The 21,305-nt window shown below is 66.9% G+C and carries 25 protein-coding genes and 1 tRNA gene; 20 read left to right on the forward strand and 6 right to left on the reverse strand.

Features of this window, described 5'->3' with window-relative positions; genetic code table 11:
* The first annotated feature begins 48 nt into the window (after positions 1-48).
* The 4 genes from QNN98_RS04355 (at position 49) to QNN98_RS04370 (ending at position 3,035) form a co-directional block, all read left to right on the forward strand.
* Positions 49-420: a YtxH domain-containing protein gene (locus tag QNN98_RS04355; protein WP_227912720.1), complete on the forward strand. Its 372-nt coding sequence runs from the start codon at positions 49-51 to the stop codon at positions 418-420.
* A 269-nt stretch (positions 421-689) separates the two neighbouring features.
* A complete protein-coding gene (locus QNN98_RS04360; protein ID WP_227912721.1) occupies positions 690-992 on the forward strand; it encodes a DUF4193 domain-containing protein in 303 nt (100 codons plus the stop codon).
* Between the two features lie 82 nt (positions 993-1,074).
* Positions 1,075-1,701 carry a nucleotidyltransferase family protein gene (locus QNN98_RS04365; RefSeq protein WP_283996378.1) on the forward strand — a complete coding sequence of 209 codons (627 nt, stop codon included), beginning with the start codon at positions 1,075-1,077 and terminating at the stop codon, positions 1,699-1,701.
* Between the two features lie 143 nt (positions 1,702-1,844).
* On the forward strand, positions 1,845-3,035 hold the full coding sequence (locus QNN98_RS04370) for a TerC family protein (protein WP_227912723.1): 1,191 nt from the start codon (positions 1,845-1,847) through the stop codon (positions 3,033-3,035).
* Positions 3,036-3,237: 202 nt separating this feature from the next.
* On the opposite strand, the gene QNN98_RS04375 is transcribed toward QNN98_RS04370, so the two are convergent.
* Entirely contained in the window at positions 3,238-3,879 is a 642-nt protein-coding gene (locus QNN98_RS04375) for a DUF2238 domain-containing protein (RefSeq protein WP_283996379.1), read from the reverse strand.
* A gap of 92 nt (positions 3,880-3,971) precedes the next feature.
* Between QNN98_RS04375 and QNN98_RS04380 the strand changes: the two genes are divergently transcribed.
* Positions 3,972-4,778, forward strand: coding sequence for a glycosyltransferase family A protein (locus tag QNN98_RS04380; protein WP_229957742.1), 807 nt, complete (start codon positions 3,972-3,974; stop codon positions 4,776-4,778).
* Between the two features lie 89 nt (positions 4,779-4,867).
* Here the strand turns inward: QNN98_RS04380 and idi are convergent, their stop codons facing one another.
* Positions 4,868-5,389: an isopentenyl-diphosphate Delta-isomerase gene (gene idi, locus QNN98_RS04385; RefSeq protein WP_227912953.1), complete on the reverse strand. Its 522-nt coding sequence runs from the start codon at positions 5,387-5,389 to the stop codon at positions 4,868-4,870.
* 35 nt (positions 5,390-5,424) lie between these two features.
* Between idi and QNN98_RS04390 the strand changes: the two genes are divergently transcribed.
* From QNN98_RS04390 to QNN98_RS04415, 6 genes are read left to right on the forward strand one after another with little or no spacing between them, the layout of a single operon-like run.
* The gene (locus tag QNN98_RS04390; protein ID WP_227912726.1) at positions 5,425-6,492 is read left to right on the forward strand and encodes a polyprenyl synthetase family protein; all 1,068 of its coding nucleotides are present in this window, start codon (positions 5,425-5,427) and stop codon (positions 6,490-6,492) included.
* A 3-nt stretch (positions 6,493-6,495) separates the two neighbouring features.
* Positions 6,496-7,410, forward strand: coding sequence for a phytoene/squalene synthase family protein (locus QNN98_RS04395; RefSeq protein WP_227912727.1), 915 nt, complete (start codon positions 6,496-6,498; stop codon positions 7,408-7,410).
* Complete coding sequence (gene crtI / locus QNN98_RS04400; RefSeq protein ID WP_283996380.1) at positions 7,407-9,092, forward strand: phytoene desaturase family protein; 1,686 nt, start codon at positions 7,407-7,409, stop codon at positions 9,090-9,092. The genes QNN98_RS04395 and crtI overlap by 4 nt, the downstream gene beginning before the upstream one ends.
* Positions 9,092-9,544 (forward strand): lycopene cyclase domain-containing protein, encoded by a 453-nt coding sequence (locus QNN98_RS04405; RefSeq protein ID WP_283996381.1) that lies wholly within the window; start codon positions 9,092-9,094, stop codon positions 9,542-9,544. Before crtI ends, QNN98_RS04405 begins: the two co-directional genes overlap by 1 nt.
* Positions 9,541-9,939, forward strand: coding sequence for a lycopene cyclase domain-containing protein (locus tag QNN98_RS04410; protein ID WP_283996382.1), 399 nt, complete (start codon positions 9,541-9,543; stop codon positions 9,937-9,939). Before QNN98_RS04405 ends, QNN98_RS04410 begins: the two co-directional genes overlap by 4 nt.
* Positions 9,940-9,977: 38 nt before the next feature.
* Positions 9,978-10,826 carry a prenyltransferase gene (locus tag QNN98_RS04415; RefSeq protein ID WP_283996569.1) on the forward strand — a complete coding sequence of 283 codons (849 nt, stop codon included), beginning with the start codon at positions 9,978-9,980 and terminating at the stop codon, positions 10,824-10,826.
* Between the two features lie 171 nt (positions 10,827-10,997).
* Here QNN98_RS04415 and QNN98_RS04420 read toward each other — a convergent pair whose 3' ends face one another.
* On the reverse strand, positions 10,998-12,488 hold the full coding sequence (locus QNN98_RS04420; RefSeq protein ID WP_283996383.1) for a catalase: 1,491 nt from the start codon (positions 12,486-12,488) through the stop codon (positions 10,998-11,000).
* Between the two features lie 52 nt (positions 12,489-12,540).
* The gene (locus QNN98_RS04425) at positions 12,541-12,990 is read right to left on the reverse strand and encodes a Fur family transcriptional regulator (RefSeq protein ID WP_227912954.1); all 450 of its coding nucleotides are present in this window, start codon (positions 12,988-12,990) and stop codon (positions 12,541-12,543) included.
* A 186-nt stretch (positions 12,991-13,176) separates the two neighbouring features.
* Here QNN98_RS04425 and QNN98_RS04430 point away from each other — a divergent pair, with 186 nt between their 5' ends.
* Positions 13,177-13,926: an alpha/beta fold hydrolase gene (locus tag QNN98_RS04430; RefSeq protein WP_283996384.1), complete on the forward strand. Its 750-nt coding sequence runs from the start codon at positions 13,177-13,179 to the stop codon at positions 13,924-13,926.
* Positions 13,923-14,705, forward strand: a complete 783-nt coding sequence (locus QNN98_RS04435; protein ID WP_283996385.1) for an esterase/lipase family protein — start codon at positions 13,923-13,925, stop codon at positions 14,703-14,705. Before QNN98_RS04430 ends, QNN98_RS04435 begins: the two co-directional genes overlap by 4 nt.
* 85 nt (positions 14,706-14,790) lie before the next feature.
* Here QNN98_RS04435 and QNN98_RS04440 read toward each other — a convergent pair whose 3' ends face one another.
* Complete coding sequence (locus QNN98_RS04440) at positions 14,791-15,534, reverse strand: MBL fold metallo-hydrolase (protein WP_283996386.1); 744 nt, start codon at positions 15,532-15,534, stop codon at positions 14,791-14,793.
* Positions 15,535-15,648: 114 nt separating this feature from the next.
* Between QNN98_RS04440 and QNN98_RS04445 the strand changes: the two genes are divergently transcribed.
* The 3 genes from QNN98_RS04445 (at position 15,649) to QNN98_RS04455 (ending at position 18,708) form a co-directional block, all read left to right on the forward strand.
* The gene (locus QNN98_RS04445) at positions 15,649-16,920 is read left to right on the forward strand and encodes an MFS transporter (RefSeq protein ID WP_283996387.1); all 1,272 of its coding nucleotides are present in this window, start codon (positions 15,649-15,651) and stop codon (positions 16,918-16,920) included.
* A 144-nt stretch (positions 16,921-17,064) separates the two neighbouring features.
* Positions 17,065-17,937: a zinc metalloprotease HtpX gene (gene htpX, locus QNN98_RS04450; RefSeq protein ID WP_229957729.1), complete on the forward strand. Its 873-nt coding sequence runs from the start codon at positions 17,065-17,067 to the stop codon at positions 17,935-17,937.
* 93 nt (positions 17,938-18,030) lie between these two features.
* Entirely contained in the window at positions 18,031-18,708 is a 678-nt protein-coding gene (locus QNN98_RS04455) for a histidine phosphatase family protein (protein WP_283996388.1), read from the forward strand.
* Between the two features lie 191 nt (positions 18,709-18,899).
* On the opposite strand, the gene QNN98_RS04460 is transcribed toward QNN98_RS04455, so the two are convergent.
* Positions 18,900-19,391: a YajQ family cyclic di-GMP-binding protein gene (locus QNN98_RS04460; RefSeq protein ID WP_227925144.1), complete on the reverse strand. Its 492-nt coding sequence runs from the start codon at positions 19,389-19,391 to the stop codon at positions 18,900-18,902.
* A gap of 133 nt (positions 19,392-19,524) precedes the next feature.
* On the opposite strand from QNN98_RS04460, the gene QNN98_RS04465 reads away from it, so the two are divergent.
* The 4 genes from QNN98_RS04465 (at position 19,525) to trxA (ending at position 21,102) form a co-directional block, all read left to right on the forward strand.
* Complete coding sequence (locus QNN98_RS04465; RefSeq protein WP_227925141.1) at positions 19,525-19,857, forward strand: hypothetical protein; 333 nt, start codon at positions 19,525-19,527, stop codon at positions 19,855-19,857.
* A gap of 138 nt (positions 19,858-19,995) precedes the next feature.
* Positions 19,996-20,077: transfer RNA gene (locus tag QNN98_RS04470), tRNA-Tyr, on the forward strand.
* 120 nt (positions 20,078-20,197) lie between these two features.
* The gene (locus tag QNN98_RS04475; RefSeq protein WP_227912740.1) at positions 20,198-20,635 is read left to right on the forward strand and encodes a MarR family winged helix-turn-helix transcriptional regulator; all 438 of its coding nucleotides are present in this window, start codon (positions 20,198-20,200) and stop codon (positions 20,633-20,635) included.
* 65 nt (positions 20,636-20,700) lie between these two features.
* On the forward strand, positions 20,701-21,102 hold the full coding sequence (gene trxA, locus QNN98_RS04480; protein WP_227912741.1) for a thioredoxin: 402 nt from the start codon (positions 20,701-20,703) through the stop codon (positions 21,100-21,102).
* Positions 21,103-21,305 lie beyond the last annotated feature (203 nt).

Here is a 21,305-nt window from a genome sequence, read left to right on the forward strand (position 1 = left end):
TGGACGGTACTTATCGAGGCCCAGTGAGGGCGGGAGAAGAGGAAGACCATGGTTAAGAAGTTTGTATTCCTGGCCGGCTTGGGTGCAGGCTACCTGGCCGGCTCCAAGGGCGGCCGCGAGAAGCTGATGAAGCTCTGGAACGATCCCAAGGTTCAGGACACCGTGTCCCACGGCACCGACTGGGCCAAGGAGAAGGCCCCGGGCCTGCAGGACAAGGTCACGGGCGCCGCTAAGGACGCTGCTTCCAAGGTCAAGGGCTCCTCGAGCGGGTCCGGATCCACTGCCGGCAGCAGCTCCAGCAGTACCGGAACCAGCAGCACCGGCTCCGCAGCAGGGTCCTCTGCGGCCGGAGCCAACGGTTCCTTCACCAACGGCGGCGAGCACAAGATGTCGCCGGCCGAGCCGCAGCCGGAGGCCTAGGCTCAGCTCCAAACGCAGCACAACGCAACGGATGGGCGGACGAAAGTCTGCCTGTCCGTTGCGTTTTGTGTATTCCGGAACCCGCAGGGTGCCGGGCACGTTGGGTAGGCGTGGGACGCGTGCGGATCCTCGGAACCGTCAGCCGCCAGCGAAAATTGCGCTGCGGAACCGGAAATGGGAATAGCGCGCAACGGTACGTCCGTTATGTTCGGCTAGTATCGAGTGCCCGGAAAGAACACAACAACGGATTTGGAGTGTGAGCCGAGAAAATGGCTACAGATTACGACGCACCGCGCAAGACTGAGGAAGATGCCGGCACTACCTCCTCCATCGAGGAACTCCAGGCCCGGCGAACCGACAAGCAGTCTGCCGTAGTTGACGTCGATGAAGCCGAAGCGGCCGAAGGATTCGAACTGCCCGGCGCTGACCTCTCCGGCGAAGAACTGCTGGTGCGGGTAGTGCCGCCCCAGGAAGACGAGTTCACGTGCAACTCCTGTTTCCTTGTCCGTCACCGCTCCCAGCTGGCCGTGGAAAAGAACGGCCTGGCCTACTGCAAGGATTGCGAGGGCTAAGCGCCTTCTCCCTGCCGCCGCACCTCCTCCGGTCCGGCGGCTGCCTGCTTTAACCGCGTGTTGGAAAGGGGGTGGCCGGGTAATGACAGGAACGACGACGGCGGTGCTGCTTGCCGCGGGTGCCGGCACCCGTTTGGGGCTGGGGCCGAAGGCGATGCTGCCGTTCCGTGGCCGACCCCTGATTGAACACCAGGTGCGGGTGCTGCGGGACGGCGGGTGCGCCACGGTACTGGCCGTGCTCGGCGCCGGCAGGGGAGACATCCTGGCCGCGGCCAGACTGCAGGACGCCCGCCCGGTGCTCAACCCCGACTGGCAGCGCGGCATGGGTACCAGCTACCGCAGCGGCGTTGCGGCAGCCCTGGCACTGTGTCCGGGGGCGGTGCTGGTGGCCCTGGTGGATCAGCCGGGCCTGACCGCCGCCGTCGTCGCCCGGCTCCTGGCCGCCGGGAGGCCAGGCCGGATCACCGCCGCGGGTTACCGTGATCCGGGATCGGACCGGCTGCGGCGCGGCCATCCGGTGCTGTTCGATGCGGCGCTGGCGGCCCGAAGCCTTGAACCCGGTGAAGCCGCTGATGACGGCGATGCAGGCGATACCGGAGCTCGGCACTTCCTGGCCGCCCATCCGGACCTGATGGACTTAATTGACTGCTCGGACCTGGCCGACGGGCGGGACGTAGACAGCGAAGCGGACCTTGTCCTGTTAGACTGAAAACTTCGTAGGGGAGTATCCCGAAACGCAGATATCCGTCAACACGTGGAGCACCGACGCTCCGCCGGATTCCGCGGCCGCCCGCCAGGGTCGGCGGGAGAGACCTATGCTCCTTTGGCATACCCTACGAAAGCAGACATCTCATGACTGTTTCCCCCATGGTCTGGGGAGTGACCATTGTGGTCATTCTGGCCCTTCTGGCCTTTGATTACTTCTTCCACATCCGCAAGGCGCACATTCCCACCCTCAAGGAAGCGGCCATCTGGTCCTCCATCTACGTGGGCGTGGCGATAGTCTTCGGCATCATCGTGTTTGTCCTTGGCGGCAGCCAGATGGGTACGGAGTACTTCGCCGGGTACATCACCGAAAAGGCCCTGTCGGTGGACAACCTGTTTGTCTTCCTGATCATCATGGCGAGTTTCCGGGTGCCGCGTGAGGACCAGCAGAAGGTCCTGCTCTTCGGCATTGTCTTCTCGCTGATTGCCCGCACCGCCTTCATCTTCCTCGGCGCAGCACTGATCAATTCCTTCTCCTGGATCTTCTACCTCTTCGGCCTGATCCTGCTGATCACCGCCGGAAACCTGCTCAAGCCCGAAAGCACCGAGGGCGACGACGAAGCCAACAACTTCATCATCCGGCTGGCCCGGAAGATCTTCCACACCTCGGACTCCTACGACGGCGACAAGCTGTTCACCATGGAGAACGGCAAGCGCGTCCTGACGCCCATGCTGCTGGTCATGGTGGCCATCGGCGGTACCGACATCCTCTTCGCGCTGGACTCCATTCCGGCCATCTTCGGCCTGACCCAGAACGTCTACATTGTCTTCACCGCCACCGCGTTCTCCCTGATGGGCCTTCGCCAGCTGTACTTCCTGATCGACGGCCTGCTGGACCGCCTGATCTACCTGACCTACGGCCTGGCCGCCATCCTGGCCTTCATCGGCGTCAAGCTTGTCCTGCACGCCCTGCATGAAAACACCCTGCCGTTCATCAACGGCGGCGAGCATGTACCGGTCATTGAAATCACCACCACACTGTCCCTTTCCGTCATCATCGGCGTGCTGGTGGTCACCGTCATCGGTTCCCTGGTCAGCCCGGCAGGCAAGGCCATGACGGCGGTCAACAACGCCCGCCGCCATGCCGACGCCTACCTGGACCTGTCCTACACTGCCGATCCGGCCGAGCGCGAGCGGGTGTACAAGGCACTGTGCGACGAAGAGCAGGACATCCTGAAGATGGACCTCAAGTACCGCGACAAGGTCAAGGACATCGGGGAGATCCGCGAAACCGTGGCCCGCGCTCACAGCGAGCACGAGCGCTACCTCTCCCGCTAGGAAACAGCACCAGTCCCGGCCCAACCCGCCTGGACGGCAACAACGCCCGGGCAGCGACACCGCTGCCCGGGCGTTGTTGTGCGGCTTCCCGGGGTTTCCGCAAGGCTCCGGGGTTTCCGCAAGGCTCCGGGGCTTCTGCAAGGCTCCGGGGCTTCCCGGCGGCACTTCCGGTCCGGTTCAGCCTTCCCTGACGGTCCGTTTCCTAGCGGTCCGTTTCCTGGCGGTGCAGCCGCGGGATGCTGCCTGCCGTCGCCATCCGTCCACCCGCCCGGCGGACCGCCATCCCCAGGCAGACTCCGGACACCAGTCCGCCAAGCCCGCCCGCGGCCAGGTCCCCCATGGTGTCCCCGTAGCCCACGTTGATACTCCCGTCGACAAAGGCGTTGCCCCACCATTCGCCCATCTCCCATAGGACACTCAGCGCCAGTCCCAGGGAGAGCACCAGCACGGGCACAACCAACGGCAGGGAGCGCGAGGGGCGGTGCGGACGGCGTACGGCCGGGACCGCGTTGAACTGGACCAGCAGGAAGTAAGACATGGCGGCAAGAACACCCGTGGCCGCGCAATGGATGGCCAGGTCCCACCAGGAGATGCGGGCATACAGGTTTGCCACGCTGCTCCATGCCGCCAGCAGCAGCACCAGGCCGTACGCCGTGTCGAATCCCGGAATCACGTCCAGGCTGCGGGCAACCAGCAGCCCCAGCAGCACCAGCAGGAACAGGGCGGTTTCCACCGGTCCCAGCAGCAGGAGTGCGCCGGCCACGCTGAGGATGCCCAGCACACGCACCACGTCCGCAATGACTTCCCCGCGGGTCTCCGGCGGCCGGAGCAGTGCATCGATCATCCTCATACGGTAGCCCGGCCGCGGCTGCGGCAGGAGGGGGCGCGGGGATCCGCGAACCGGGGACCACAGCCGCCCCACGCTAAACTCGGCGCATGTCCACTGTGCTTCCGCCCGTTACCGTGGTGATCCCATGCCGCAATGATGCCGCGCTGCTGGAAGCCTGCCTGCAGTCACTGGCCGGACAGAGCCTCGCGCCGCGGGAAATCGTGGTGGTGGATAACAACAGCACCGATGCCAGCGCTGAAACGGCGCGCCGTTTCGGCGCCCGGGTGGTCTTTGAGCCGGTGCCCGGTATTCCGGCCGCGGCAAGCGCCGGGTACGACGCCGCGTCCGGCCCGCTCGGCGCGGACACAGTTGCGGCAGGTGCCGCAGCCGGCCCGGCGACGGTCCCGGAACCGGACCTGATTATTGCCCGATGTGACGCCGATTGCGTGCTTCCCCGGGATTGGGTTCAGAGAATAGCTGAATCGTTCGCCGCGGACCCGGCTTTGGAAGTGCTCAGCGGGCCCGGGGTGTTCTACGGAATGTCCCCGCGCACCGGACGGCTGGTTTCCCGCCTGTATCTGGGCTCCTACTACCTGGCCATGGGATCGGCCCTGGCCCACTGGCCGTTTTTCGGGTCCAACCTGGCTCTGCGGGCACGCACCTGGCAGGACGTCAGCGGGCAGGTGCACCGTGAGGATGCGCAGATGCACGACGACGTATGCCTGAGCTTCCACTTGGGTCAGGGCCGCCGCTGCAGGCGGGACCGGAGCCTTGTTGTCGGGATGGCACCGCGGGCCGTACAGACCAGGGCCAACCTGGCCCTGCGGTTCCGCCGGGCCTTCCACACTCTCGTCTCCCACTGGCCGCCGGAATATCCGTGGGTGCGCTGGGGCAGGCGCGTTGCCCGGGGCTGAAAGGGCACGGAGGAAGACGGTTTGAGTGCCCTGCGAAGCGCGGAAGTCCGTTGCCGCCGTGCCTGGCCCGCAGGCCCGGGGAATCCCGTCTAGGGGTAGAGCAGGGGCAGCTGCAGCACGAGCCACGGGCTGAACGCCCAGGGGGTCAGCCGCACCGCATCAACCAGCGGCACGGGGTCAACCCACTGCCAGTCCATGACCTCGTCCTCCGCCGGCACCGGATCCGCGTCGGCAACCGCGGTGTAGACCGGGCAGATTTCATGCTCCACAATCCCGGAGGCGTCCACGGCGCGGTAGCGGAAATCCGGCAGGCGCAGGGTCAGATCGCGGACCTGAAGGCCCAGTTCGCGCTCCGCCCGCCGGCGGACCGCGTCCTCGTTTGGTTCGCCGGGGCCGGGGTGGCCGCAGAACGAATTGGTCCACACTCCCGGCCAGGTCAGCTTGGACAGAGCGCGCCGGGTCACCAGCAGCTGGCCGCGGGTGTTGAACACGTGCGTGGAGAACGCCAGATGCAGTGGAGTGTCGGTGGTGTGCACCCCGGCCTTGTCCCGGGTGCCCAACGCATGGCCGTCATTGTCAACCAGAACCACCAGTTCTGCGCGGCCTGTCATTTCTTCCACTCGTCCCATACGTGTTTACTTTACCTATGCAGACGCACCCCCCGCTCGAGCTGAACACCGGCCAGGAGCAGGTAGAGGCAGTCCTGAACCGGTTCTTCGAACAGGCCAAGGAACGGGCAGTCAAGCTCGGCTCCAGCTACCTGTCCCTGTGGCAGGCCTTGGAGGATTCCACGGCCGGGGGGAAGCGGGTGCGTCCGCGCAGCCTGCTGACCGCCTATCTGCACCTTGGCGGGACGGACATCCGCGCCGCTGCGCACGTAGGTGCCGCTTTCGAGCTGCTGCATACGGCGTTGATTGTGCACGATGACGTCATTGACCTGGATTTCTCCCGCCGGGGCCACTCCAATGTTTCCGGTGTGTACCGGGACCTGGCTGCATCAGCGGGCGCGGGGGAGGGCGCTGCACGGCACCGCGGCCTGTCCGCCGGGGTTATTGCCGGAGACCTGGCCCTGACCGGTGCGTTCCGGCTGCTGGACAGTGCCGGAGTGGACACGGACCTGCGGCTCCGATTGGCGGAAATCCTCGATGACGCCGTCTTTGCCTCCGCCGGAGGCGAGCTGATCGACGTCGACTTTTCCTTCCACCCCGGTGCCCCGCCCATTTCCGAAATCCTGCACATGGAACGCCTGAAGACCGCCGTGTACTCCTTCGAGGCGCCGCTGCAGGCCGGCGCCGTGCTTGCCGGGGCGTCCGACGACGTTGTGTCCACTCTGGGCCTGTACGGACAGGACATCGGTATCGCCTACCAAGTCGTGGATGACCTGCTGGGCGTGTTCGGCGCCGAAAGCGCCACCGGCAAATCCAGTTTCTCCGACCTGCGCGAGGGTAAGCGCACCGTGCTGGTCTCCTATGTGGCGGATAAGCCGGAATGGGCCGAACTGTCCGGGCTGATCGGCAACCCCGACCTCACCGTCCGCGATGCCGCCCGTGCCCGCGAACTGCTCGTATCCTCCGGCGCCCGGGACCACGCCCGCGAGTTGATGCAGGAATACGCAGACCGGGCACGGCAGCACCTGGACTGCCCGGCCGTGACGCCTGGACTGCGCGCCGCGTTGTCCGCCGTCGTTGACGACGCCGTGAACCGGGGACGCTAGGACGTGGCAGCAGAGCAGGGGCTGGCCCTCTACAACACTGTGTCCCGGCAGACCTCGGCCGTCCTGATCCGGAACTATTCAACATCCTTCGGGCTGGCTTCCCGGCTGCTCTCCGCGCGTACCCGGATGCAAATCGAAACCATCTACGCGCTGGTGCGGCTGGCCGATGAAATCGTCGACGGCGTGGCTGCGGCGGCCCACATTCCGCGCGCAGAGATCGGGGTGCTGCTCGATGAACTCGAAGCGGACACCGAACGTGCGCTCCGGACCGGTTACAGCACCAACCTGGTGGTCCACGCCTTCGCGCTGACCGCCCGCGGGACCGGCATCGGCACGGACCTCACGCGCCCCTTCTTTGCCTCCATGCGGGCGGACCTGGACCAGGCAGAGCACACCGCGGCCAGCTTCAATGACTACGTCTACGGCTCGGCCGAAGTCATAGGACTGATGTGCCTGCAGTGCTTCCTGTACGGGATCTCCCTGCCCGAGGACCAGGCCAAACGGCTGCGGGAAGGCGCCCAGCGGCTGGGCGCGGCATTCCAGAAGGTCAACTTCCTCCGGGACCTGGCGCAGGACTTCGAGGCCCTGGGCCGCAGCTATTTCCCCGGCGTTACCGTTGCGGCGTTCACCGAAGCGGACAAGAACCGGATCCTGGACGGGATCGACGCCGACCTGATCGTGTCCGGCGCGGCGGTGGCGCAGCTGCCGCCGGGCTGCCGTGCCGCCGTCGCTTTGGCCCAGGACCTGTTCAGCGAGCTCGCCCGCCGGCTCCGGGACACCCCGGCCGAGCAGCTGCGCAGCACCCGCATCCGGGTGCCCAATCCGGTCAAGGCCCGGATAGCGGCCCGGGCGCTGCTGACCCGCAAAGTGGCCGCCCGGCCGGTATCCCCAACCGCCCCGAACGGAAGGCAACCATGAGCACGAGTCCGCGCACCGCCGTCGTAATAGGCGGCGGCATCACGGGTCTGGCCACTGCCGCGCTGCTGGCACGCGAAGGCCTCTCGGTGACCGTGCTGGAAAAGCAGCCCGAAACCGGCGGCCGTGCCGGCAGCTGGGAAACCGGCGGCTTCCGCTTCGACACCGGTCCGTCCTGGTACTTGATGCCGGAAGTCTTTGACCACTTCTTCCGGATGCTCGGGACCTCCGCCGCAGCGCAGCTGGACCTGGTCCGGCTGGATCCCGGCTACCGGGTGCTGTTCGAGGATGAGCCCGAACCGGTGGATATTGCTGCCACCCGCGAGGCCAACATTGCGCTCTTTGAATCCCTTGAACCCGGCGCCGGACCGCGCCTGGCGGAGTACCTCGAGTCCGCCGAAGAGGTCTACGCGATGGCGAAAAAGCGGTTCCTCTACTCCACGTTCGCATCGTTCGCCCCGCTGCTGCGCGCCGACGTGCTGCGCCGGGGACCCCGGCTGGCCCGGCTGCTGCTCGAACCGCTGAGCACCTTCGTGGCCAAACGCTTCACCGATCCGCGGATTCGGCAAATCCTGGGCTACCCGGCTGTGTTCCTGGGTTCCTCGCCGTTCACCACGCCCAGCATGTACCACCTGATGAGCCGGCTGGACCTTGCTGACGGGGTGCTGTACCCCATGGGCGGCTTCTCCCGGATGGTATCCGTGATCGGCGACCTGGCCCGCGCCGAGGGCGTTCGGATCCTCACCGGAGCAGAGGTCACCGGTATCCGCACCACCGCCGCCGGCCGGCGCAAACCGGGCGTTGCCGGTGTCCGCTACCGGGACGCCGGGGGAGCCGAAGCGTCCCTGGACGCGGACCTGGTGGTCTCGGCCGCGGATCTGCACCACACCGAAACCGCCCTGCTGCCGGCCGAACTGCAGACCTACCCGGAGAGGTACTGGCAGCGCCGCGTTCCCGGTCCCGGCGGGCTGCTGCTGCACCTGGGCGTGCAGGGCAAGCTCCCGCAGCTGGAACACCACACCCTGCTGTTCACCAGGGACTGGGAAGCGAACTTCGGGAAGATCTTCGGCAAGGAAACGTCCGTGCCGGATCCAGCCTCCCTGTATGTATGCCGGCCCAGCGCCACGGACCCGGATGCGGCCCCTGACGGCCACGAGAACCTGTTTGTCCTGGTCCCCGTACCGTCCGACCCGTCACTTGGCGCCGGCGGCATTGACGGCGCCGGGGACCCCCGGATCGAAAAAATGGCCGACGCCGTAATTGCCCAGCTTTCGGCCTGGGCCGGCATTCCCGACCTGGCCGAGCGGATCATCATCCGCCGCACGGTGGGGCCGCAGGATTTCGTGACGGACCTGAACTCGTGGCGCGGCACCATGCTTGGTCCGGCGCACATCCTTAAGCAAAGTGCCTTTTTCCGCGGCACCAACGCCAGCCGGAAGGTGGACGGGCTGCTGTACGCCGGCGGGTCCACGCTGCCCGGCATCGGCCTGCCGATGTGCCTGATCAGCGCCGAACTGGTGCTCAAGCGGCTGCGCGGGGAGACGGGCACCGAGGCGCTGCCCGAGCCGGCACCGTGGTCTGCTGCTGCTGCTGCTGCTGCTGCTGCGCCGGCTGCGGGCCCCGGACATGCTTCCCCCGGACTGGAAACATCTGGACTGGATCTATCTGGGGCGGAGGACGCCTGATGGGAGTGCTGTACCTGCTTTTCCTGCTGCTGTCCCTGGGGTGCATGGCCCTGCTGGACCACCGGTTCCGGCTGTTCTTTTTCGCCGATGCCCGCCGCGCCGGGATTGTTCTGGTCCTCGGGGTCTTGTTCTTTACCGCTTGGGATCTGGCCGGCATCGGCGCGGATATCTTCTACCGCGGAGAGACCCCGTTTATGCTCGGCCTCGCCCTGGCCCCGCACCTTCCCGTGGAGGAGATCTTCTTCCTGGCCTTCCTCTGCTATCTGACCATGGTGGTTTTCGGCCTGGTCCGGCTGGCCGCCGGACTCGCTGCGGAACGGGGCGCGAACCGGGCGGCCGCACGGATGCAGGCCCGCGCGCCCGGACAGCCGGGGCAACTTGGGCACCCCGGCCAACCAGGGCAACCGGGGCGCAAGCCGGTGCGTAAACCGACGGAACGGCCGCAGCCATGACGTACTGGACCCTCAACGCGTTTTTCCTGCTGCCGGCCGCCGGAGCATGCGCCGCAGTACTGCTGGCCAGGCGCCGCCGGCCGCGCTTCTACGCCGCGGCAGCGGCCGTTACGGCCGCCGTCCTGCTGGCCCTGACGGCGGTCTTCGACAACATGATGATCCGCGTGGGCCTGTTTTGGTACAACAACGAGCGCATTTCCGGCGCGTTCGCGGGTGCCGCTCCGCTCGAGGACTTCGCCTACCCGCTGGCGGCCGTCCTATTGCTGCCGGCCCTGTGGATCCTTTTGCCGGGCCGGGCCCCCGAACCGGGCGCCCCAAGGCCGGGCACTGCATCAACGCCGGACACTGTATCAACGCCGGACACCGCACATCCTGCCCCTAAGGAGAATCCGTGAGCACCGGCTCCACCCGAACGGCCGGCAGCACCCTGCGGATGCTGCTGGTGTCCTCCCGGCCGCTGTCCTGGGTCAACACCGCCTACCCGTTTGCTGCCGCGTACCTGTTGACCACGGGACGGATTGACGCTGCATGGGTGATTGGAACCCTGTATTTCCTGGTGCCCTACAACCTGGCGATGTACGGCATTAACGACGTTTTCGACTATGAGTCGGACCTGCACAATCCACGCAAGGGCGGTGTGGAGGGCGCGGTCCTGGACCGCAGTTTCCACCGCGTCACCCTCTGGGCGGCACTGGCCACCAACGTGCCCTTCCTCGCCGCCCTGGTGCTGCTGGGCAGCCCGCTGTCCTGGCTGGTGCTGGCCGTCAGCGTGTTCGCCGTCATTGCCTACAGCGCTCCCGGCCTCCGGTTCAAGGAGCGCCCGTTCCTGGACTCCATGACCTCCAGCACCCACTTCGTCAGCCCGGCCCTGTACGGACTGGTGCTTGCCGGGGCTGTGTTCACCCCCGGCCTGTGGGCTGTGCTGGGTGCCTTCTTCCTCTGGGGAATGGCCAGCCAGGCCTTCGGCGCCGTGCAGGACGTGGTGCCGGACCGGGAGGGCGGCATCGGGTCCATCGCCACCGTGCTCGGTGCCCGGCCCGTGGTGCGGCTTGCCGCAGCGGCGTATTTGGCTGCGGGCCTGCTGATGCTGATGACCCCATGGCCGGCGCTGCTGGGCGGGCTGCTGGCCGTGCCCTACATCCTCAACCTGCTGCCGTTCATGGGCATTACCGATGCCGGCTCCGCCGCTGCCAACGCCGGGTGGAAGCGGTTCCTGAAACTGAACTTCCTCACCGGTTTCCTGGTGACGCTGCTGATCATCTGGTACTGGCCCAGCCGGTAAGAACCCGGCCGGTAAGAACCCGGCCGGTAAGAACCCGGCCGGTAAGAACCCGGCCGGGTTAGAAGCCCGGCAGGCAGCAGCACACGCAAAAGCGGCCGGCCCCCGAGGGGACCGGCCGCTGCTGTCTACGCGGATCTGCCGGAAACCGGCGTCAGCTTCTGAAGGGAGCAGTTACTCCGCGACGCCCACAAACTCGGCCTTTTCGTTGGCCGTGGTTTCGCCCTGGGCCAGGGACAGGCGCAGCTTCCCGCCAAGCGTCGCGTCAACGTTGGTCCAGTACTGGATCGCTGCTTCGCGGATGTGCGGGCGCTGCACACCGGAGATGGCACCGGTGATGGTTTCCAGGAAGCGTTCCTTGGCGGCGTCGTCGTAGACCTCGCGGTACAGGGTACCGGCCTGGACGAAGTCGCTGTCCTCGGAGTGCAGGGTCTGCGCGGAACGCACCAGGGCGCCGTCGTTCTCCCAGCTGCCCGCGCCGGCCAGCGCGGCGTCGGCCACCGGGCCGCCGAGCGTGTTCGGTGCGTAGACCGGGGTTTCCGGGCTGTTGTAGGAGAAGCGCATGGCGCCGTCCTGCGAGTAGTTGTTCACCGGAGCCTTGGGTGCGTTCACCGGCAGCTGGTTGTAGTTGGCACCTACGCGGTAGCGCTGGGCATCCGGGTAGGAGAAGATGCGGGCCATCAGCATCTTGTCCGGGCTGGCGTCGATGCCGGGAACCAGGTTCGCGGGGGACAGGGCAACCTGCTCGATCTGCGCGAAGAAGTTCTCCGGGTTGCGGTTCAGGGTGTGGGTGCCCACCTTGATCAGCGGGTAGTCCGCGTGCGGCCAGACCTTGGTCAGGTCGAACGGGTTGAACCGGTAGGTCTTGGCGTCTTCGTACGGCATGACCTGAACGTGCAGGTCCCAGGACGGGAAGTTGCCCTCGGCAATGTTCTCGTACAGGTCGCGGCGGTAGTAGTCGGCGTCGGCGCCGGCAATGCGCTCGGCTTCGGCGCCGGTGATCTCATGGTTGCCCTGGTTGGACGTGAAGTGGTACTTCACCCAGAAACGCTCGCCCGCAGCGTTGATCCACTGGTAGGTGTGCGAGCCGAAGCCGGGCATTTCACGCCACGACGTCGGAATGCCGCGGTCGCCCATGAGGTAGGTGACCTGGTGGGCCGACTCGGGGGAGTTGGTCCAGAAGTCCCACTGCATGTCCGCATCGCGCAGGCCGGAGCCCGGCAGGCGCTTCTGCGAGTGGATGAAGTCCGGGAACTTGATGCCGTCGCGGATGAAGAACACCGGGGTGTTATTGCCGACGATGTCGTAGTTGCCCTCGGTGGTGTAGAAACGCATGGCGAAGCCGCGGACGTCGCGCCAGGTGTCGGGGGAGCCCATTTCGCCGGCCACGGAGGAGAACCGCTGGACGGTCTCGGTGACGGCGCCGGGGGCGAAGACAGCCGCGCGGGTGTACTTGGAGACGTCCTCAGTGACGACGAACTCACCGAATGCGCCGCCGCCCTTGGCGTGCACGATGCGCTCCGGGATCCGCTCCCGGTTGAACTGGGCCAGCTTCTCGACCAGGTAACGGTCGTGGAGGGCAATGGCGCCGTCGGCACCGGTGCTCAGCGAGTGTGCGTCGCTGGCAACCGGGGTGCCGGTCTGCGTGGTGGTGAAGTTGGACATGCTGGTTCTTTCTCTGGTGCTGGCAAAAAAGGGAGGAAGTTGGGGGTGCGGGCTAGGACGCTGCGGCGGCGCAGTCCGTGCACAGCCCGCGGTAGAGCACATCGGCAATCTGGATGGTCATGCCGTGGGTATTCCCGGGGGTGAGGCAGGGGGCGTGGCCAACGGCGCAGTCCACGTCCTCGATGCGTCCGCAGCCGGTGCATACCGCGTGGTGGTGGTTGTCGTTCACGCGGGTTTCGTACCGGGCGGGTGAGTTGGGCGGTTCGATTTTCCGGACCAGTCCCGTCTCGGCCAGGTCCGCGAGGACCACGTACACCGACTGGACCGTGATGTCCGGAAGTTCCGCGCGGACGGCTGCGGCGACGTCGTCCGCTGCCGTGTGCGGTGCGGAGTCAACAGCCCGGAGTACGGCCAGACGCTGTTTGGTGACCCGGCGGCCGTGTGCGCGCAGCTCAGCGGACCACTTGGCGGTGGTCTCCTCTGCTGCTGCTGTCCCGGTCATGGCACTCATCGTACACACTTATTCTGAGCTACTCATAATAAGTCCCGCCTTACTTGTGCCGGCCCCGGTACGCTGGGCCTAGGCAGAGGGAACACCACCCTAGGGAACAGCACCTTCAAGAACGTCACAGGGAAGCGGGGCAGCGTGCCTGCAGCAGATGCACGAACACAATTCCAGCGTGTGGCGGTGGGCGATGCGCGGGTGGACCTGCGCACGTACCGCCGGTACGACGACGCCGGGACGCCGGCGTGGCCCGGCTCCGGTTCAGAGGTGGTGCTGGTGCACGGAATCGGTGCCTCCGAACGGTACTTCGGACCGCTGATCTGGGAGCTGGCACGCACGGCCACGGTCCATACGCTGGAACTGCCCGGCTTCGGTACAGCGCCCAAGCCTGAACGGCAGCTGCAGATGGAGGATTTCGGCCGGATTGCCGTTCAGGCGCTGGAGGCCGCCGGTATCCGCGGCGCGCAGTGGGTGGGCCACTCCATGGGCTGCCAGGTGGTGGTCGAAATGGCGCTCGCCGCTCCCGACGCCGTGTCATCGGTGGTGCTCCTGGGTCCGACCATCAACGACGCCGAACGTTCCGCGCCGCTGCAGGCGCTGCGGCTGCTGCAGGACTGCCTGGGCGAACCCCCGGCGGTCAATGCCATCCTGGTCACTGACTACCTGTTCCGGGCGGGCCCGCGCTGGTACCTCAAGACGCTGCCCGTGATGATCCGGCACCGGATGGAGGAACGGATTCGGGGCGTGCAGCCGCCGGTGCTGCTGGTGCGCGGAGGCAAGGATCCGGTGGTCCGTGCTGACTGGCTGGCCCGGCTGGCCGCAGCCCGGCCCGGCACCCGCACGGCGGAAGTGCCCGGCCAGCCGCACGTGATGATGTACAACCGTCCGGTTGAGACCGCCGCCCTGCTGCACTCGGCGGTTCCCTCCCGGTGACGCAGGAACCGCGGGAAAAAGGCAGTGCAGAGCCCACGCTGGAAGGGGCGGACCCCGGCGCCGGGGTCCGCCCCCGGCGCCGGGGGCGGATCTTCCGCCGGGCCAGGGAAGCCGGAGGCTGGGCCTCGGACTACGCCTACGTGGCCTACTGGCAGGTCCGGAACTTTTTCCTGCGCCGCGACCCGTCCGCCTACCTGCACCCCGAGGGACCGCAGCAGGTGCCGGTGGTGCTGATTCCGGGCGTCTACGAAAACTGGCAGTTCCTGCGCCCCTTGGCCGACTATCTGTTCGAGCGCGGGCATCCGGTGCACACCGTGGCCCCGCTGGGCTACAACCGCGGTGTCATCAAAGACGCCGCCGTGCTGGTGGAGCGCTACCTGGTGGAACAGGACCTGCACGGCGTGCTGGTGGTGGCGCACAGCAAGGGCGGGCTGATCGGCAAGCACCTGATGACCTTGCCCGAAGGTGCCCGCAGGGTGGAACGGATGATCGCCGTGAACACACCGTTCTCCGGATCCGTTTACGCCCGGCTGTTTCCGCTGGCGAGCATCCGCGCCTTTTCCCCGCGGGACCCGTTCCTGCAGGAGCTGCTGCGCAACCAGGAAGTGAACCGCAGGATCACCTCGGTATACAGCGGCTTCGACCCGCACATTCCGGCCGGCAGCCACCTCGCCGGAGCACGCAACATCCAGCTGGAAACCATGGGGCATTTTCGGCCCATCGGGGACTCTCGGCTCCTTGAGGTACTCGAGCAGGAGCTGGACGACGCCGGAAGCTAGCCCGGCGCCGTCGTGCCCTGCTGTAGTGCCGGAACCGGACGGAACCCGTAACCGGGCTGAACCCGGGACCTGGAACCGGACGGAGTCAGGACGCCCCGCGGGCCAGTGCCTGCTCCACGGCTGCCGCCGATCCGTCCCGCCACGGTTCCCCGTGCCCGGTCAGCATCAGCGGAGCGTCGGTGTCGGCCAGCATGGACAGGGAAGCCAGGGCCTGGGCGCTGTCCGCCGTCGCGGCGCCGGAGACGATCTGCGGGCCGCGCGCGCCGGTGTAGGGGTCCAGGGTCACTAGGGAATCGCCGCTGATGAGCGTTCCGCGATCCGGATAGTGCAGGGCCACGTGCCCGGCGGTATGGCCCGGGGTGTAGATGATCCGGGGCTTGCCGGGCAGGGCGTCGCCGGAGTCCCGGGTGAGGCTGTGCACATCGGTAACGCCGCGCACGTTCAGGGCTCCGGCAAGCGTCATGGCGCCCAGCACCGGAACGGCCTTGGGATGGCGCACCGGGTACATGAACCGGTTGTTCTCGTGCTCGTAGCGGTAGGGGTGGGCGGCAATGTAGCGGTCGGCATCATGGACCAGGATGGGGGTGCGGTACTCCTGCCGGAGCCGGGCCGCCGTGCCCACATGGTCGAAGTGGGCATGCGTGAGCACCAGGGCGCGGATGTCTCCGGGGCCGTAGCCCAGCTCGTCCAGGGCTCCGGTGAGGTGGGGCCACATTCCGGGCAGTCCCGCGTCGATCACCGCCACCCCGTTGTCGTCCTCAACCAGGTACACGTTGACGTAGGCGTGTTCAATGCGGTGGATGCCGTCGGCGACGCTGCGGGTAAACACTGCGGTTCCTCCTTGGGGTGGAAACGGTGGACTGGCCTCCATCCTAAGCATGCTTGCTATTCATGTGGGCGGGTGATGGCCGGGATCTGTCCGGTGCGCCCCTAGACTGCTGGGGTGCCAAGACTCCTCGCCGACCTCACCCCCTTGCGTGAAAGCCCGGAATACCGCCGCCTCTGGGCCGGAACGGCGCTGTCCGCCGTCGGCACCCAGCTCACCCTCGTGGCGGTGAGCCTGGAAGTCTACGCACTGACGGAATCCAGTTTCTACGTAGGCCTGCTCGGATTGGTGGGCCTGGTTCCGCTGGTCCTGGCCGGGCTGTACGGCGGGTCGGTGGTGGACGCGTACGACCGCCGGAAAGTCGCACTGGTTTCCTCCCTGCTGCTCTGGGGCAGCACCATCGGCATTGCCGCGCAGGCCTGGGCCGGAGTGGGCAACGTCTGGCTGCTGTACTTCCTGGTGGCCGTCAATGCCGGCGCCGGCGGACTGAACCAGCCTGCCCGCAGCGCCATCATTCCCCGGCTGGTCCGCCCCGAGCTGCTGCCGGCCGCCAATGCGCTGAGCATGATTACCTTCGGCCTGGCCATGACCGCCGGTCCGCTGCTGGCCGGTGTGCTGGTGGCCAGGGTCGGCTACGGCTGGACCTACACCATTGACGTGGTCACCTTCACTGCCGCCATGTGGGCGCTGTACCGGCTGCCGCCCATGCCGCCGGTAGGCGAGGTGCAAAAAGCCGGGCTGAAATCGGTGCTGGAGGGATTCAGGTTCCTGGGCACCCGCCCCAACATCCGGATGACGTTTGTGGTGGACCTGTGCGCCATGGTCTTCTCGCAGCCGCGGGCCCTGCTGCCGGCCATCGGGGCGTTGGCGCTCGGCGGCGGCGCGACGACGGTGGGCGTGCTGCTGGCCGCGACGGCAGTGGGTGCCTTCCTGGCCGGTTTGTTCTCCGGTCCGCTGGGGCTGGTCCGCCGGCAGGGGCTGGCGGTGCTGTGGTCCGTGGCGGCGTGGGCACTGTCCGTATCGGCCTTCGGCGCCGTGGTGGTCCTGGCCGGACACAACGACGGCGCGGTCCCGTCCCGCTGGCTGATCCCGGCGGCCGCTGCCATGGCGTGCGCCGGGATAGCCGATTCGATCAGCAGCGTCTTCCGCTCCACCATCCTGCAGGCCGCCACCCCAGACGCGATGCGCGGACGGCTGCAGGGTGTGTTCGTGGTGGTGGTGGCCGGCGGTCCCCGGCTGGGGGACCTGGTGGCCGGCGTGGATGCTTCCTTCCTGGGGGAGGGCTGGGCCGCGGTGCTCGGCGGGCTGATCTGCCTGGCGCTGGTGGGGGTGCTGGCCCGTACCCAGCCGCGGTTTGCCCGCTACGACGCCCTGCATCCCGAGCCCTGAGCCGGCTCCTCCCGCCCCGGTGTCCGGGGCGTGTTCTACGCAGAACGGCGCGGAACAGTCCGGGATGGTTCTGCGTTGAACTAAACGGACCTACCGTAGAAGCTGCAGGCCGGCAGCGGCCTGCGTTGAAAGGACTGTGTACCCGTGCATCACCATTTCAACGGCCTCAAGACTGCCGCACTGTTCGGTGTGCTGTTTGCCGTGCTGCTGGGAATCGGGGCGATTCTGTCCTCGGGTACGGGAAGCCCCGCGTACATCTGGATCTTCCTGGCCATCGGCCTGGCCACCACCGCCTACAGCTATTGGAACAGCGACAAGCTCGCCATCCGGGCCATGCGCGCCGTGCCGGTGACCGAGGCACAGGCGCCGGAAATGTACCGGATTGTCCGGGAGCTCTCCTCGAAGGCCGGCCAGCCCATGCCGCGGCTGTATGTTTCCCCGACCATGGCGCCCAACGCCTTTGCCACCGGGCGCAACCCGCAGCACGCCGCGGTGTGCTGCACCCAGGGCATCCTGGCCCTGCTGAACGAGCGTGAACTGCGCGGTGTGCTCGGCCACGAGCTGATGCACGTCTACAACCGCGACATCCTCACCTCCTCGGTCGCCGCCGCGATTGCCGGCGTCATCACCTCGCTGGGCCAGTTCCTGCTCTTCTTCGGCGGCGGCGACCGCCGCAACTCGAACCCGCTGGCAGCCATCGCCATGGCCATTCTGGCCCCGTTTGCCGCGTCCCTGATCCAGATGGCCATCGGCCGGACCAGGGAGTACGACGCCGACGAAGACGGTGCCAAGCTCACGGACGATCCGCTGGCGCTCGCCTCGGCCCTGCGCAAACTGGAGAGCGGAACCCAGCGCGCCCCGTTGCCGGCCAATGACCAGAAGCTGGCCAACACCGCCCACCTGATGATTGCCAACCCGTTCCGCGCCGGCGTCCGCGGCCTCCTGGCCACGCATCCGCCGATGGATCAGCGGATTGAGCGCCTGGAACGGATGGCCGGCCGCGCGCTGGGCTCCTGACCGGTCCCGGCCCGTCGGCTTCCTGAACCTGCCGGTTCCTGAACCTGCCGGCTCCCGGCCCAGCCCAACCCAGTGACGAAGTAGGCTTCGAGCATGCGCCTGATACTGATCCGCCACGGCCAGACCCCGTCCAATGTGGAGCATTACCTGGACACCGCCGTCCCCGGTCCCGGACTCACCGAGCTGGGGCTCGAGCAGGCCGCCGCGCTCCCGGAAGCGCTCGGGCACGAGCCCATCGACGGGGTCTTCGCGTCCAACCTGGTGCGGACCCAGCTCACCGCCGCGCCGCTGGCTGCCGCGCTGGGGCTGCCGGTGGAGATCAGGGACGGGCTGCGGGAAATCTCCGCCGGCGACCTCGAGATGCGCAATGACCGGGATTCGATCATCGCCTACCTCAAAACCGTGTACCGCTGGGTCAACGGGGAGACGGAGGCCCGGATGCCCGGCGGCCCGGACGGCGCGGGCACCTTGGCGCGTTTTGACGGCGTCGTCGACGAACTGGCCGCCGCCGGGCTGCGGGCGCCGGTAATCTTCAGCCACGGCGCGATGATCCGGACGTGGGTCACCGCCCGGGCGCAGAACGTGGGACCGGACTTTATTGTCCGCAACGCCCTGAGAAACACCGGCATCACCGTGCTGGAAGCGCCGGAGCCCACCGTCGGCGGCGTGGGCCCGTGGCAGCTGCTGACCTGGATGGGTGAGCCCGTGGGTGGGGAATCTGTGGAGGACTACGGCGACGACGGTCCTGCCGCCGAAGACGTAAGGCTCTAGAACACAGGCGTAAGGCTCTAGAACACAGGCGTAAGGCTCTAGAACACAGGCGTAAGGCTCTAGAACACGGGCGTAAGGCTCTGGGGCACAGGAGTTCTGGAACACAGGAGCCCTGGAACGCAGACGGCGCCGTCCCCGCAGAGGGGGAGGCGCCGTCGCTGTGCCGGCCGGAACCGGGACTGCCTGGAGCTTTAGCGGAAGTTGATGAACTGCAGGTCCACGTCGAGGTCCGCGCCCTTGAGCAGCGCCATGGTGGCCTGGAGATCATCGCGGGACTTGGAGCTGACGCGCAGCTCGTCGCCCTGGATCTGCGACTTGACGCCCTTGGGGCCCTCGTCGCGGATCAGCTTGTTGATCTTCTTCGCCTGGTCCTGGGCGATGCCTTCCTTCATGGAGGCCTCGATCCGGTACTCCTTGCCGGAGGCGAAGGGCTCTCCGGCGTCCAGGGACTTCAGCGAAATGCCGCGCTTGACCAGCTTGGACTGCAGCACGTCCAGGACGGCCTTCACGCGGTCCTCGGAGTTGGCCTTCATCAGGATCTTCTCACCGCTGAAGTCCACCTCGGCGCCGACGCCCTTGAAGTCGTAGCGCTGGACAATTTCCTTCTGCGCCTGGTTCAGCGCGTTGGCCACTTCCTGCTTATCGATCTTGCTGACGACGTCGAACGTAGACTCGCTTGCCATGGGAACTCCTTGGGTCGGTGACTCTTTTCCTGTGTCTTAGCGTAGTAGGTCGCCGCGGTTCGGGCGCTCGGTTCCCAGCGATCATCCAGCCAATCCCCGGTGTTGTCTCATTGAAGTGCGGAACGGTGAGGGGGTGGAAAAGAAACCGACGGCCTATTCCGGCCAGTTCCTCCGCCGTCCCGCCTCCGTCCGGATCCGCACCGCCGCGGCCGGCTCTTTCCTCGCGGCCGCTTCTGCTGCCGGTCTCGGCACGGCGGGTGCCCCGCCCGCGCGGGCCGCGGAGAGCAGTCCCGTCACCACCCCCGACGCCGGCAACCCCCGGACCGCACACGCGCAGGGAACGCAGGAGCGTTTGGCCGGCATCCGTGCGGACCTGCTCAACGCAGTGCAGTGGGGGTCGGTGACCCAGACGCAGGCGGACGGATTCTATGCACAGCTCGAGGCCAGGATCCTGCGCGGACTGTAGCTGTGAGCCGAGGGGCGGGAACCGCCGCAGGGCCCTGTTTCAGCGGCATTTTTGGCCCGATTCGTAACTTCGGAGAATCTTCGGTAAAGTTGTCTTGCCCGCAGATACTGCGGACAAAGTCTTCACTTGAAGACGTTCGGCAGATTACCCGAGCGGCCAAAGGGGGCTGACTGTAAATCAGCTGGCAACGCCTACGGGGGTTCGAATCCCTCATCTGCCACCGACAAACCCGTCCTCACCGTCACGGTGGGGGCGGGTTTTTCTGTGTGTGAGCGTTGTATGCTCAGTGCCACGGGGCGGGCCTTGCATCCGGCTCCCCAAGATATTAGGCTACCTAACTATGACGACCGATCCCGCCCTGGACGATCTTGCGGACGAATTCCGTGAGTCCCTCCGGCTGGCACTGTACATTGCCCGCAACATGGATGCGGAGACGAACCTCAGCGCCACGCAGGTCAGCATCCTGAAAATGGCGGCCGGTGACGGCCTGCGGGTGAGCGAAATTGCCCGGAACCTGGGCGTCAAGGTGCCCAGCGCCACGGAGCAGATCATCCGGCTTGAAGGTGCGGGCCTGGTGGTGCGCAGCCCGGACCCGCACGATTCGCGCGGCGTCCGGGTCATCCTTACCCCGGTCGGAGCGAAGGAGCTGCGGGAAGCCAACGGCAGCCGGACCGCGTTGATGGCAACACTCCTCGAGCAGCTCAGCGGGGAAGAACGCAACGCCCTGGCCCAAGCGCTGCCGGTGATCCGGCGGCTGAGCAAACTGCCCGGGGCCTAGCCACGGCCTTCACCGTTCAGCGAACAGTAGAGACAATGTCCCAGCGCCCCGCTAGCGTTGAGCGTATGGCTACTATCGACATCACCGAAGCAACCTTCCCCGAAACCATCGAGGAAAACGACATCGTCTTCGTGGACTTCTGGGCGGACTGGTGCGGACCGTGCAAGCAGTTTGCACCCGTGTACGACTCGGTTTCGCAGAAGCACGAGGACATTACCTTTGCGAAGGTGGACACCGAGGCGGAGCAGGGCCTGGCCGCCGCCGCAGGCATTACCTCCATCCCCACGCTTATGGCGTTCCGCGAGAAGGTGCTGGTGTTCTCCCAGCCCGGCGCACTCAATGCGAGCCAGTTCAGCGAACTGGTGGATGCCGTGAAGGGCCTGGACATGAAGGCCGTGCACGAGCAGATCGCCGCACAGGAGCGCGAAGCAGCGGCTGGCTCCAACGGGCAGCCCACCCAGGGCTAGTCCCCACCGTTTTCAGCAGGCAGGTACCCGGTCAGGGTGCCTGCCTGCTAAGCGTTTAACGCCCGCCGCAGCCTGAGGCAAAGATCCACAACTGCTACTGTCTACCGCCGTCGTGCTGCCCGCTGTACCCTCGCTGCCAAGGGCGCAGGCCCCGGGGGAGGCACGTCCTGCAACCAGTCAGAGACGACGAAAGACAGCGAGGC

It is taken from the genome of Arthrobacter sp. zg-Y1143, assembly GCF_030125565.1.
In the GTDB taxonomy this organism is placed as follows: Bacteria; Actinomycetota; Actinomycetes; order Actinomycetales; family Micrococcaceae; genus Arthrobacter_B.